This is a genomic window from Pseudomonas protegens CHA0, from assembly GCF_000397205.1.
In the GTDB taxonomy this organism is placed as follows: Bacteria; Pseudomonadota; Gammaproteobacteria; order Pseudomonadales; family Pseudomonadaceae; genus Aquipseudomonas; species Aquipseudomonas protegens.
This window is the reverse complement of the sequence record NC_021237.1, coordinates 5,011,305-5,023,054: the sequence shown is the minus strand read 5'-3', so window position 1 is coordinate 5,023,054 and position 11,750 is coordinate 5,011,305. Positions and strand designations below refer to the sequence as shown.

14 protein-coding genes are annotated in these 11,750 nt (G+C 63.0%); 6 read left to right on the top strand and 8 right to left on the bottom strand.

Annotated features, from left to right (window positions below; translation table 11 throughout):
• Positions 1-133 precede the first annotated feature (133 nt).
• Entirely contained in the window at positions 134-487 is a 354-nt protein-coding gene (gene uraH, locus PFLCHA0_RS22170) for a hydroxyisourate hydrolase (RefSeq protein WP_011062635.1), read from the top strand.
• Positions 488-724: 237 nt separating this feature from the next.
• Here the strand turns inward: uraH and PFLCHA0_RS22165 are convergent, their stop codons facing one another.
• Both PFLCHA0_RS22165 and PFLCHA0_RS22160 read right to left on the bottom strand, forming a co-directional pair.
• The gene (locus PFLCHA0_RS22165; protein ID WP_015636600.1) at positions 725-2,074 is read right to left on the bottom strand and encodes an NCS2 family permease; all 1,350 of its coding nucleotides are present in this window, start codon (positions 2,072-2,074) and stop codon (positions 725-727) included.
• 287 nt (positions 2,075-2,361) lie between these two features.
• The gene (locus PFLCHA0_RS22160) at positions 2,362-2,805 is read right to left on the bottom strand and encodes a MarR family transcriptional regulator (RefSeq protein ID WP_011062633.1); all 444 of its coding nucleotides are present in this window, start codon (positions 2,803-2,805) and stop codon (positions 2,362-2,364) included.
• A gap of 82 nt (positions 2,806-2,887) precedes the next feature.
• Between PFLCHA0_RS22160 and PFLCHA0_RS22155 the strand changes: the two genes are divergently transcribed.
• Together PFLCHA0_RS22155 and PFLCHA0_RS22150 are read left to right on the top strand one after the other, a co-directional pair.
• Entirely contained in the window at positions 2,888-4,054 is a 1,167-nt protein-coding gene (locus PFLCHA0_RS22155) for an aminotransferase-like domain-containing protein (RefSeq protein WP_015636598.1), read from the top strand.
• A 10-nt stretch (positions 4,055-4,064) separates the two neighbouring features.
• Positions 4,065-4,667 (top strand): glutathione S-transferase family protein, encoded by a 603-nt coding sequence (locus PFLCHA0_RS22150; RefSeq protein WP_011062631.1) that lies wholly within the window; start codon positions 4,065-4,067, stop codon positions 4,665-4,667.
• 60 nt (positions 4,668-4,727) lie between these two features.
• Here the strand turns inward: PFLCHA0_RS22150 and PFLCHA0_RS22145 are convergent, their stop codons facing one another.
• Positions 4,728-5,621 carry a LysR family transcriptional regulator gene (locus PFLCHA0_RS22145; RefSeq protein ID WP_011062630.1) on the bottom strand — a complete coding sequence of 298 codons (894 nt, stop codon included), beginning with the start codon at positions 5,619-5,621 and terminating at the stop codon, positions 4,728-4,730.
• Positions 5,622-5,752: 131 nt separating this feature from the next.
• Between PFLCHA0_RS22145 and PFLCHA0_RS22140 the strand changes: the two genes are divergently transcribed.
• Genes PFLCHA0_RS22140 through PFLCHA0_RS22130 form a run of 3 tightly spaced genes read left to right on the top strand, consistent with a single transcriptional unit; the run spans position 5,753 to position 8,731 of the window.
• Entirely contained in the window at positions 5,753-7,048 is a 1,296-nt protein-coding gene (locus PFLCHA0_RS22140; RefSeq protein ID WP_011062629.1) for a CitMHS family transporter, read from the top strand.
• Position 7,049: 1 nt separating this feature from the next.
• The gene (locus PFLCHA0_RS22135; RefSeq protein ID WP_015636597.1) at positions 7,050-8,408 is read left to right on the top strand and encodes an acyclic terpene utilization AtuA family protein; all 1,359 of its coding nucleotides are present in this window, start codon (positions 7,050-7,052) and stop codon (positions 8,406-8,408) included.
• A complete protein-coding gene (locus tag PFLCHA0_RS22130) occupies positions 8,405-8,731 on the top strand; it encodes an AtuA-related protein (RefSeq protein ID WP_015636596.1) in 327 nt (108 codons plus the stop codon). The genes PFLCHA0_RS22135 and PFLCHA0_RS22130 overlap by 4 nt, the downstream gene beginning before the upstream one ends.
• Before the next feature lie 19 nt (positions 8,732-8,750).
• Here the strand turns inward: PFLCHA0_RS22130 and PFLCHA0_RS22125 are convergent, their stop codons facing one another.
• From PFLCHA0_RS22125 to PFLCHA0_RS22105, 5 genes are all read right to left on the bottom strand, one after another.
• Entirely contained in the window at positions 8,751-9,122 is a 372-nt protein-coding gene (locus PFLCHA0_RS22125) for a glutaredoxin domain-containing protein (protein WP_015636595.1), read from the bottom strand.
• Between the two features lie 103 nt (positions 9,123-9,225).
• Complete coding sequence (folE, locus tag PFLCHA0_RS22120) at positions 9,226-9,771, bottom strand: GTP cyclohydrolase I FolE (protein ID WP_011062625.1); 546 nt, start codon at positions 9,769-9,771, stop codon at positions 9,226-9,228.
• Positions 9,772-9,848: 77 nt separating this feature from the next.
• Positions 9,849-10,406: a Smr/MutS family protein gene (locus PFLCHA0_RS22115; RefSeq protein WP_011062624.1), complete on the bottom strand. Its 558-nt coding sequence runs from the start codon at positions 10,404-10,406 to the stop codon at positions 9,849-9,851.
• A gap of 75 nt (positions 10,407-10,481) precedes the next feature.
• Positions 10,482-10,802 (bottom strand): hypothetical protein, encoded by a 321-nt coding sequence (locus tag PFLCHA0_RS22110; protein WP_011062623.1) that lies wholly within the window; start codon positions 10,800-10,802, stop codon positions 10,482-10,484.
• Positions 10,803-10,931: 129 nt separating this feature from the next.
• The gene (locus PFLCHA0_RS22105; protein ID WP_011062622.1) at positions 10,932-11,522 is read right to left on the bottom strand and encodes a cysteine hydrolase family protein; all 591 of its coding nucleotides are present in this window, start codon (positions 11,520-11,522) and stop codon (positions 10,932-10,934) included.
• Positions 11,523-11,750: the final 228 nt, after the last annotated feature.

The window sequence follows — 11,750 nt, the reverse complement described above, 5'->3', positions numbered from 1 at the left end:
ATTTTTTTGAAAAATGTCTTAATCTTGCTCTCGCCGCAGCTTTTCACCGGTCGAAACGCTGCGGTCTCCTTCAATTACTGACTCCGGGAGGCGCGAGGCCTGAACGCTTGAAGGCGCCAGGCACGCAGAATCAATGGGACGTTTGACTACACACGTTTTGGATGCCGCACATGGCTGCCCTGGCAGCGCTATCAAGGTCGAGCTGTATCGAGTGGAAGGGGCCCAGCTGGAATTGGTCGCCAGCACCCTGACCAACAGCGATGGCCGTTGCGATGCGCCGCTGCTGCAGGGTGATGACTACCGTTCCGGGGTGTACCAGCTGCACTTCCATGCCGGTGACTACTACCGTGCCCGTGGTGTGCAACTGCCGCAGCCGGCGTTCCTGGATGTGGTGGTACTGCGGTTCGGCATCAGCGCCGAGCAGGACCACTATCACGTACCGCTACTGATCTCGCCTTACAGCTATTCGACCTACAGAGGAAGCTAGGACTTTCCCCCCAAGAATCCTGCGCAAATAGCTTCTTTGGTCCTTGCCCGCCCACACTGCGGGCTTTTTTTCGTCTGGCATAAAGCCTTCACTGGTCATCGGCTCCACTAGATCCCGCAGGAGCCGGCTCGCCGCCGAAAGGGCCCTGTGACCGCCCCGGACCTGCTGGCCACAGCCGATCATCGGCAACGAAAAAGCCCCATCCAGCGGGATGGGGCCTGGGTGGAGCAGGGCGTCCTAGAGGAAAATGAACTTGGCGATGAAAATCGCGCACAGCACATACAGGCTGATGGAGATTTCCTTGTACTTGCCGGTGCCGGCCTTCAGCACCACATAGGTGATGAAGCCCAGGGCAATGCCATCGGCGACGGAAAAGGTCAGGGGCATCATGATCGCGGTGACGATGGCCGGAATGCTGTCGGTGGCCTCGTCCCAGTTGATGTGGGCCATGCCGCCCATCATCAGCATCGCCACATAGATCAGCGCGCCGGCGGTGGCATAGGCGGGGATCATGCCTGCCAGGGGAGCGAAGAACATTGCGGCAATGAACAGCACGCCCACGGTGACCGCGGTCAGCCCGGTGCGGCCACCAGCGGCGACCCCGGCGGCACTTTCCACATAGCTGGTGACTGGTGGTACACCGACCACGGCACCGAACACGCTGGAGGCACTGTCCGCCTTGAGTGCGCGGGAAAGGTTCTCGATCTTGCCATCGGCGTTCACCAGGCCGGCGCGCTGGGCCACGCCCATCAGGGTGCCGGCGGTGTCGAACATGTGCACGAAGAGGAACGCCAGGACCACGCTGATCATGCTGACGTTGAACACGCCGGCGATGTCCATGGCCATCCAGGTCGGCGCCAGGCTCGGCGGAGTGGACATGATCCCGTTGTAGTGCACCAGGTCCAGGCCCCAGCCGGCCAGGGTCACGGCGATGATACTGATGAGAATCGCGCCGAAGACCCGGTGATAGCTGAGCACTGCGATCATCAAGAAGCAGACGGCCGCCAGCAGTGGGCCGGGGTCTCGCAGGTTGCCGAGCTTGATCAGGGTGGCCGGGCTGTCGACGATGATGTTGGCCGTCTTCAGGCCGATCAGGCCGAGAAACAGCCCGACCCCGGCACCCATGGCGAACCGCAGGCTCACCGGAATGCTGTTGAGCAGCCATTCACGTACCCGCGACAGGGTCAGGATCATGAACAGCACACCGGAAATGAACACCGCGCCAAGGGCGGTTTCCCAGTGGTAGCCCATGGTGCCGACCACGGTGTAGGTGAAGAAGGCGTTGAGCCCCATGCCCGGTGCGAGGCCCACCGGCCAGTTGGCGTACAGGCCCATCAACAGGCAGCCCAGGGCGGCGGCGATGCAGGTGGCGACGAAGGCTGCGCCGTGATCGATGCCGGCGTCGGCCATGATGTTGGGGTTGACGAAGATGATGTAGGCCATGGTGATGAAGGTTGTCAGACCGGCAATCAACTCGGTCTTCACCGTGGTGCCATGCAACCTGAGTTTGAAGATGCGCTCCAGCCAGCCGCTGTTCAGCGACGGCGAGAGATCGAGCGTAGAGGCTTCGGATTTGCGGCTTTCCACAGCGAGTACTCCTCAAGAGTTTTATTGTTTTTTCCAGAGCCGGACACGCAAGGGTGGGCAGCGGCTCTTTGAGGCAGGTAAGGCGTGCGGGTTTTGTTGACCTGTGGGTCAAGAACTCGTCGGGCGAATTATGCGTTTGTATACAAAGAAAGCAAATAATGTTTTTGGGGTTGTGTGCGAAAAATCCGCGAACATGGCTATATCGCGGCCCCGACGTTGCGCCGGGGTGTGCAAGGGTTTGGGGCAAGGCCGGGGCCGGCGCACCAATGAATGGCGCCCGCAGGGGCTCAGTCTTCGACGGGTTTGCCGGCCAGCGCCTGGTTCACCGCCAGCCAGCCATTGACCGCACTCTCGCCAGCTTCGCTGAAGGCCCGTTGCAGGAGTTTGACCTGCTCGCGGCGCAGGGATTGCTCGAAGCCTGTGCCATCGGCGGTCAACTGCAACAGGCGCTTACGCTTGTCGCTGTCCGGTGCGACGCTGTCCACCAGGTGCATTTCCATCAATTGGCGCAACGGTGTGTTCAATGCCTGCTTGCTCACCCCCAGCAGATTGAGCAGTTCCTTGACGCTGAGCCCGGGATAGCGGGCGATGAAAAACACGATGCGCTGGTGCACCCGGCTCAGGCCCCGGCGTTCGAGCATTTCGTCGGCCTTGGCGGTAAACGCCTGATAGCCGAAAAAGAAAGCTTCCATGGCCGCTTGTTGCGAAGCCTGGTTTTTAAGGTCAAGCATATTGACGTATCTGCAAAGGTCGGCGTAATTTCGGTCAAGCATTTTGACGTATTTTCCTCAGCCTTCGCTAGCGGTGATCTCCATGGCCTTCTCCGAACGTGTATCGCGTCTCAAAAGCTCTCTGATCCGTGAAATCCTTGCTGCGGCCCAGCGCCCGGAAGTGATGTCGTTCGCCGGGGGCCTGCCGGCCGAAGTGATGCTGCCCAAGGTGCAATGGCAGGACATGCCGTTGGCCATGGGCCAATACGGCATGAGCGAAGGCGAGCCGCAATTGCGTGAAGCCCTGGCGGCCCAGGCGCGCCAGCTCGGGGTGCCTTGCGAGGCGAGCCAGGTGCTGGTGGTCAGTGGTTCCCAGCAGACCCTCGATCTGACAGCCAAGCTGTACATCGACAAGGGCACCCAGATCATGCTGGAAGCGCCGACCTACCTGGCCGCCCTGCAGATTTTCCAGCTGTTCGGCGCCGACTGCCTGACCGTACCGCTGCAGGCCGATGGGCCGGACCTGGTGCAGATGCGTGCGCGCCTGGAGCAGCACCGGCCGGCGTTCATCTACCTGATCCCGACGTTCCAGAACCCCTCGGCGGTGCGCTACAGCGAAGCCAAGCGTGATGCCGTGGCGGCTTTGCTGGACGAGTTCGGCGTGACCCTGATCGAGGACGAGCCCTACCGTGAGCTGACGTTCGATGGTGGCAGTGCCACGCCTATTGTCGGCCGCCTGGAAAAAGCCAGTTGGATCTACACCGGCACCGTGTCTAAAACCCTGTTGCCGGGCCTGCGGGTGGGTTACCTGATTGCCAGCCCGGACCTGTTTCCGCACCTGCTGCGGCTGAAGCAGTCGGCGGACCTGCACACCAATCGGGTTGGCCAGTGGCAGGCCATGCAGTGGATCGGCAGCGAGCAGTATCAGGCGCACCTGGATCAGTTGCGCAGTTTCTATCGCCAGCGCCGGGATGAATTCCAGGGCGCCTTGCTCACCCATTTCGCCGATCTGGCGGATTGGCAGGTGCCCCAGGGCGGATTGTTTTTCTGGCTGAGCTTGAAACAGCCCCTGGATACCCGCACTTTGCTCAAGTCGGCGTTGGAGCACGACGTCACATTCATGCCCGGTGAGCCGTTCTTTGCCGATCCGGAACGCAACCCTGGGCATCTGCGGTTGAATTTCAGCCATATCGATCCGGCGCGGCTGGACGAAGGCCTCAAGCGGCTGGCCACCGTGATACGTCAAGCACAGGCTGCACAGGCAGCCTAAGGGGAGGGCCATGTACAAGGTTTATGGCGATTACCGTTCGGGCAACTGCTACAAGATCAAGTTGATGCTCAATCTGCTGGGGCTGCCTTATGAATGGCAGGCGGTGGATATTCTCGGGGGCGATACCCAGACCGAGGCCTTCCTGGCAAAGAACCCCAACGGCAAGATTCCGGTTCTGGAACTGGAAGACGGCACCTGCCTGTGGGAGTCCAACGCGATTCTCAACTTCCTCGCCGACGGCAGTCAGTTCCTGCCCAGCGAACCGCGCTTGCGCACCCAGGTTCTGCAATGGCAGTTCTTCGAGCAGTACAGCCATGAGCCCTACATCGCGGTGGCGCGTTTCATCCAGCTTTACGAAGGGCTGCCCGAGGAGCGCCGCGAGGAATACCTGAAGTTGCACAAGCGTGGCTACAAGGCGCTGGACGTGATGGAGAAACAATTGAGCCGCACCCCGTACCTGGTGGGCGAGCACTATTCGATCGCCGACATTGCGCTCTATGCCTACACCCACGTGGCCGATGAGGGCGGTTTCGACCTGAGCCGCTACCCGGGCATCCAGGCCTGGATGCAGCGGGTGCAAAGCCATCCGCGACACGTGCCGATGCTCGACTGAGCGGGTGCTTTTATCCCCACTGGACCGGCCTTGTGCCGGTTCGGTGCGTTGTGGGGCCCGCTAACGATGTTTGCCGGCCAGGTTCTGGCGTAGCAACTCATAACAGCGCTGCGCCGCTGGGCTCAGTTGCTGGCCACTGCGGCGGATCAGGCCGATCTCGCGGCTGACCCCCGGGTGTTTGATGGCAATTCGGCGCAGGCCCTCACGGCCGTCATCGGCGGATTCCGGCAGCAGGGTAATGCCCAGCCCCTGGCGTACCAGCGCCAGCACCGTGCTCATGTAGTTGGCTTCCATGGCTGGAAGCAGGGACAGTCGGCTGTCGTCGAACAGCGCTTCGACCTGCTCGCGCACGCTGCTGTCGCGGCCGGTGAGAATGATCGGCTGGCGGGCCAGGTCCTTCAGCGTCACTGACTGGCGCTGGGCCAGGGGATGATCGGTGGCCACGAACAGGCACAGGCGATCCTCCAGCAGAGGTTGGAAATCCAGCCCGTGGCTGAGCCGGGCGCGCCCGCCGATACCGAAATCCACCTCGCCGGCCCGGACCTGGGCATGAATGCGGTGAGCCACCAGGTCCTGCAGGCGTACCTCGATTCCGGCAAATTGCTCGCGAAACTGGCGCAAGGCCGGCGGCAGCACCCCGGCGCAGACCGACGGCAGCGCGGCGAGGGTGACCACGCCCCGACGCAGGGCGGCCAGGTCCCGGGAGCCACTGACGATGTTGTCCAGGTCCAGCAGCAGTTTCTCCATCGGTCCCCGGGCCTGCAGCCCAGCAGCGGTCAGGCTGACATGGCGCGGGCTGCGATCGAGCAGGGCGACCCCTAGCCATTCCTCCAGTTGCTGGACCTGCACGGTAAGGGCTGATGGCGACAGGTGCAGCTCGGCGGCGGCTTTGCTGAAGTTGCCGCTGCGGGCCACGGCGAGGAAGGCCTGGATATGCTGGATCGAGTTCTTCATTTTGTTTTTCCGAATGCAAGGCGCCGAATATTCCAATTTACAAAGACTAGCGCGATTTCAATACTCCAGAAAAACAATAACCGTCCGCCTTCCGGCCCCGGCTTGAAGAGGCGGCACACTGGAGTTGCTCCATGCTCGCCACCCTGGGTGTCATCACCATTCTCTGCCTGCTCGCGGCCGTCATGAGCAAGCGCCTGTCGCCTCTGGTCGCGCTGATTGCGCTGCCGATCATCGCCGCGCTGATCGGCGGCTTCGGTCTGCAGACCAGCGCCTTCATCGTCACCGGGATCAAGAACGTCGCCCCCGTGGTAGGCATGTTCGTGTTCGCTATCCTGTTCTTCGGCATCATGACCGACGCCGGCATGCTCGACCCGATCATCGACCGCATCCTGCGTACCGTCGGCACCCGGCCGACGCGGATCGTGGTCGGTACGGCGCTTCTGGCGCTGCTGGTGCACCTGGACGGTTCCGGCGCGGTGACCTTCCTGGTGACGGTGCCGGCAATGCTGCCGCTGTATACCCGGCTGGGCATCGATCGACGGATTCTGGCCTGTGTCGCGGCGATGGCCGCGGGGGTCAATTTCCTGCCCTGGACCGGCCCGGTACTGCGCTCATCAGCGGCCCTGCATGTGCCGGTGGCGGATCTGTTCCAGCCGCTGATCCCGGTGCAGATCGTCGGCCTGCTGTTCGTCTTCGCCAGCGCCTGGTGGCTCGGCCGCCGGGAGGAGCGCCGCCTGGGGCTCGGTGCCGATGCCACGGCCGGTGCAGGCATCCCGACCCGGGTATTGAGCCCCGCCGAAGAGGCGCTACGCCGTCCCGGGCGCTTCTGGATCAACCTGCTGCTTACGGTGCTGGTGATGCTGGTGATGATTGCCGGCTGGGTCGATCCGGTGGTGATGTTCATGGTCGGCACGGTGCTGGCGCTGTGCATCAACTATCCGGATGTCGAGGCCCAGCGGGCACGCATCGATGCTCATGCCAAGACGGCCCTGACCATGGCCAGCATTCTCCTGGCGGCCGGTGTGTTCACCGGCATCATGCAGGGCAGCGGCATGCTCAAGGCGATTGCCGAAGTGGCGGTGGCGCAGATTCCTGCCGGTCACGGCAAGCTGATTCCGACTGTGGTGGGGTTCCTGTCCATGCCCCTGAGCATGCTGTTCGACCCTGACTCCTACTACTTCGGGGTGATGCCGGTGATTGCCGAAGTGGGCAAGGCCCTGGGTGTCGACCCGCTGCAAGTGGCCCAGGCTTCGTTGCTCGGCGTGCACACCACCGGTTTCCCGGTAAGCCCGCTGACCCCGGCGACCTTCCTGCTGGTGGGCCTGTGCAAGATCGAACTGGCCGACCACCAGCGTTTCACCATCCCCTTTCTATTCGCTGCGTCAGTGTTGATGACCCTGACCGCGCTGCTGCTGGGAGTTTTTTAAGATGAAAAGCCTACGTATCGGCTCCGGCGCCGGTTACTCCGGTGACCGTATCGAGCCCGCCATCGAGTTGGCGCAACAGGGCGACCTGGATTACCTGGTGTTCGAATGCCTGGCCGAGCGCACCATCGCCCTGGCGCAGCAGGCGCGCCTGGCCGACCCGCACAGCGGCTACGACCCGTTGCTGGGGGCACGGATGCGCGGGGTGCTGCCCTTTGTCGGCGCCACGGCCTCGGGGCGGCGTTTGCGCATCATCAGCAACATGGGGGCGGCCAATCCGTTGGCGGCGGTGGCCGAGGTGCAACGGATCGCGGCCGAGCTGGGCTTGCCAGGGCTCAAGGTGATCGCGGTGCTGGGGGACGATGTGCTCGAGACTCTGCGGGCCCGGCCGGAGTGGGTGCTGGACAACGGGCAGACCCTGGGCTCGCTGGGGCAGCGGCTGATTTCCGCCAATGCTTATCTGGGCGCCCAGGGCATCGTCGACGCGCTGCGGGCTGATGCCGACGTAGTGATCACTGGGCGGGTGGCCGACCCCTCGTTGTTCCTGGCGCCGCAGATCTTCGAGTTCGGCTGGGCCGAGGATGACTGGCTGCGTCTGGGGCGCGGGACCCTGGTGGGGCATCTGCTGGAGTGCGCAGGGCAGGTCAGCGGCGGCTACTTTGCCGATCCGGGGGTCAAGAATGTGGCCGGTCTGGCGCGCCTGGGGTTCCCCCTGGCCGAAGTGGATGCACAGGGCGCGGCGCTGATCACCAAGGTCAAGGGCTCCGGGGGGCAGGTCAGCAGCGCTACCTGTACCGAGCAGTTGATCTACGAAGTGCATGACCCGGCGGCCTACCTGACGCCGGATGTCTGTGCCGACTTTTCCGCGGTGGGCTTTGTCGAGGAGGCACCGGACCGGGTGCGGCTGCAAGGGGCGGCAGGCAGCCCACGGCCTGAGCGGCTCAAGGTCAGCGTCGGCTACCTGGATGGCTGGATCGGCGAAGGGCAGATTTCCTATGGCGGCCCTGGGGCTGTGGCCAGGGCGCGGCTGGCCCGGGATATCGTGCTCGAACGCCTGGCCCTGACCGGGGTACAGATGCAGGAAGTGCGCGCGGAGCTGATCGGCATCGATGCCTTGCACGGTGTTGAACTGGGCCAGCGAGCGCCTGCCGAACCCTGGGAAGTGCGCCTGCGGGTGGCGGCTCGCTGCACGGACAAGGCCGAAGCGGTGCGCGTCGGCAATGAGGTGGAAACCCTCTATACCAATGGGCCCGCTGGTGGCGGCGGGACCAGTAAAAGCCTGCGGCAGGTGGTGGCGGTGGCTTCGCTGTTACTGCCCCGGGAGGCCGTCAGGGTCACCTTGCATCAGGAGGTACGGGCATGAATGAGGTCAAATTGCGTGACTTGGCGCACTCGCGTACCGGGGACAAGGGCGACACTTCGAATATTTCGGTGATTGCCTACCGCGCCGAGGACTTTGCCTTTCTTTGCGAGCAGCTTACCGCCGAGCGCGTGGCGCAATATTTCGCCGGCTTGCTGGGGAGCGATGCGGCGCCGGTACAGCGCTATGTCCTGGAGAATGTGCGGGCCTTGAACTTTGTCTTGCCGGGCATCCTGCGCGGCGGAGTGACCCGCTCCCTGGCGCTGGATGCCCACGGCAAGTGCCTGGGCGCGGCCTTGCTTGACTTGCAGTTGGCCCGGGAATGAAGAGCCCCGGGGGAGGGCGTCAGACGGTCGCGAAGCGCTGGTTCAGGTAACCGATGATCACCTTGGATTCATACATCCAGGTGGTCTGGCCGTTCTCTTCGATGCGCAGGCACGGCACCTTGATCTTGCCGCCCTGCTCCAACAGGGCCTGGCGGTCCTGCTCGTTGTTTTTTGCGTCGCGCAGGGCCACCGGCACATTCAGGCGATGCAGGGTACGGCGGGTCTTCACGCAGAACGGGCAGGCGTGAAACTGGTACAGGGTCAGGCCCTTGGCGGCTTCCACGACTTGCGCCTGAGCGGCGGCGTCCCGCTGCTGCTTGCGTGGGCGGGTGATGAAGTCGATGAAAATGATGAGTTGGCCCAGGCCGACTCGCAGCGCTTTGACGATCACGGTTATTGCCTCTTGCCCATGAATGAAGGGGCGGCAGCTTACCTGATTTTTCCCGGGCGAAAAAAAACCGGCGATCAACGCCGGTTTTTTCGCCTGCAGCCTGTTACTTGATCAGGCTGAGGAATTCGCTGCGGGTCGCGGCATTCTCGCGGAACTCGCCCAGCATCACCGAGGTGATCATCGACGAATTCTGTTTCTCCACACCGCGCATCATCATGCACATGTGCTTGGCCTCGATCACCACGGCCACCCCGAGGGCGCCGGTCACTTGTTGGACGGCGTCGGCGATCTGCCGGCTGAGGTTTTCCTGGATCTGCAGGCGGCGGGCATACATATCGACGATGCGCGCGACTTTCGACAGCCCCAGGACCTTGCCGCTGGGAATGTAGGCGACATGGGCCTTGCCGATGAACGGCAGCAGGTGGTGTTCGCACAACGAGTAGAGCTCGATGTCCTTGACCAGGACCATTTCGCTGTTGTCGGAGCTGAACAAGGCACCGTTGGTGACCTCTTCCAGGGTTTGGGCATAACCGCGGCAGAGGTACTGCATGGCTTTGGCGGCACGCTTGGGCGTGTCGAGCAGGCCCTCGCGGGAGACGTCCTCGCCCAGTTGGCCGAGGATCGCGGTGTAATTCTGTTCCAGGGACATGAAACTACCTGTGGGATTTTACGCAAAGGGCAAGGGTACGGTGGCGGACACGACGCTGCAAGCGTGATGCAGCGGCTTTATTCGTCACGGCCTTCCATCATGGTGCGCTTGAGCATGACGTACAGCGCCCCGGTACCGCCATGCCTGGCCTGGCAGGAAGTGAAGCCCAGCACCTGCGGATGCTGGCGCAGCCAGGTGTTGACGTGGCTCTTGATCATCGGTCGCTTGCCGTCCAGGCGCACGGCCTTGCCGTGGGTGACGCGCACGCAGCGGATTTCGAACTGGGTGGCTTCAGCGAGAAAGGCCCAGAGGGTTTCCCGGGCCTTTTCCACGGTCATGCCATGCAGGTCGAGGCTGCCTTCAAAGGGGATCTGGCCAATCTTCAGCTTGCGCATCTGGCTTTCCTGAACCCCGTCGCGGGCCCACATCAGCTCATCTTCCGGCCCCACGTCGATGACGAACTGGTCGGACAGCCCGTCCACCGTGGTGGTCTCGCTGCGTACGGTGGCCGCCTGGCGCAACTTGGCGATCTGCGCCCGGTCGCTCTTGGGTTTGCCTGTATCGGCACGATCGTGCTTGATCGGCTTGACGCCGCGGATCTCGTTTTTGAACAGGGAAAAGTCGTCGTCTTGCATGTCAGCCTCCGCGAAGGGCGGCTAGTTTACCCAACTCGGAACACCTTAAGGCGCGCAAATCGCGCCTCGGGAATGTCAGTCGTGTTTTTTCATCAGGTGCGGCGCCATGTTCAGCGCCAGGGGCTGGCGCATGCGCCGCCGGCAGCGCCGCCACAAGCGTACGCCGACATACAGCAGCAACAGGCCGACCACCAGGATCACCGCCGAGCCCGCCGGGCTGGCATTCATTTCCCCCAGCGCCGGGGCACGGCCCAGCAGGCTCGCAGTACCGGCCATCGCCAGCAGCACGCCAAATGTCGCCAGTAGCGCGGAGAATCCCGCACCCAGGCGCAACCGCCAGTTTCGCGGGCTTTTGGGCCGCAATCGGCGTGCGTCAAAACCATCGGATATCTTCATTCCGACCTTCCTCAATGGGTATCGGCCCTTCGACCGGAAGTTGACCGGGTGGTTCCTGAGGCTAAGGCAATTGCTGCAAAGGCGAGGGGTTTATGGATGAGCGGCCCGCCAGCCGCTCACCAGGGCTGATCAGATCAGGCTTGCGGTCTGGGCGAGGGTGGCGAAGTTGTCAGCCATGATTGCCATTTCGGTTTGCTGAACGTGCTCGGCGCTGAGGATGCCACCCTTGTAGGGCAGGTCGCGGGTGGCGCAGGCGTCTTCTACCAGGGTGCAGCGAAAGCCCAGGTTCTTGGCCGCGCGCACGGTGGTGCTGACGCTGGAGTGGCTCATGAAACCGGCGACGATCAGGTCCAGGGAACCGAGGTCCTGCAGGCGCTTTTCCAGTTCGGTGCCGTGGAACGCGCTGGGCAGCAGTTTGCCGATGATGGTTTCGTCGCCTTGGGGTTCAAGGCCGGGAATGAACTCGCCGCGCTCGCCTTGTGGGTCGAACAGGCCGCCGACGGTACCGAGGTGGCGTACGTGCACCACTGGGCGACCGGCAGCCCGGGCCGCGGCCAGCAGTTGGCGGATGTTGGCCACTGCCGCGTCCATGCCGGACAGGGCCAGCGGGCCGCTGAGGTATTCTTTCTGGGCGTCGATGATCACAAGGGTCGCGTGGCTCAAATTGGCCGCTGCATAACCACGACCGCTGAGTTGAAACATCGTCTTTGGAACGGACATTCTGGGGCTCCTGTGAGTGGGGCTTTTGCGCCATTGTCCTCTGGCGGAGCGCTTCTGTGAATCGCTACTAACGTAAGGTGCGCCGTTGCTGGCCTGTAGCCTTGTCAAGTGGGGCAAGGTATGCAGCCTTCCCGAGCAAAAAACGCTTGAACACCATTGCCCGTCGCTGGTTTTTCATTCGTCGTCGGCAAGCGTTTTGGCTGTTAGAATCGCCGGTCGTTTTGTCAG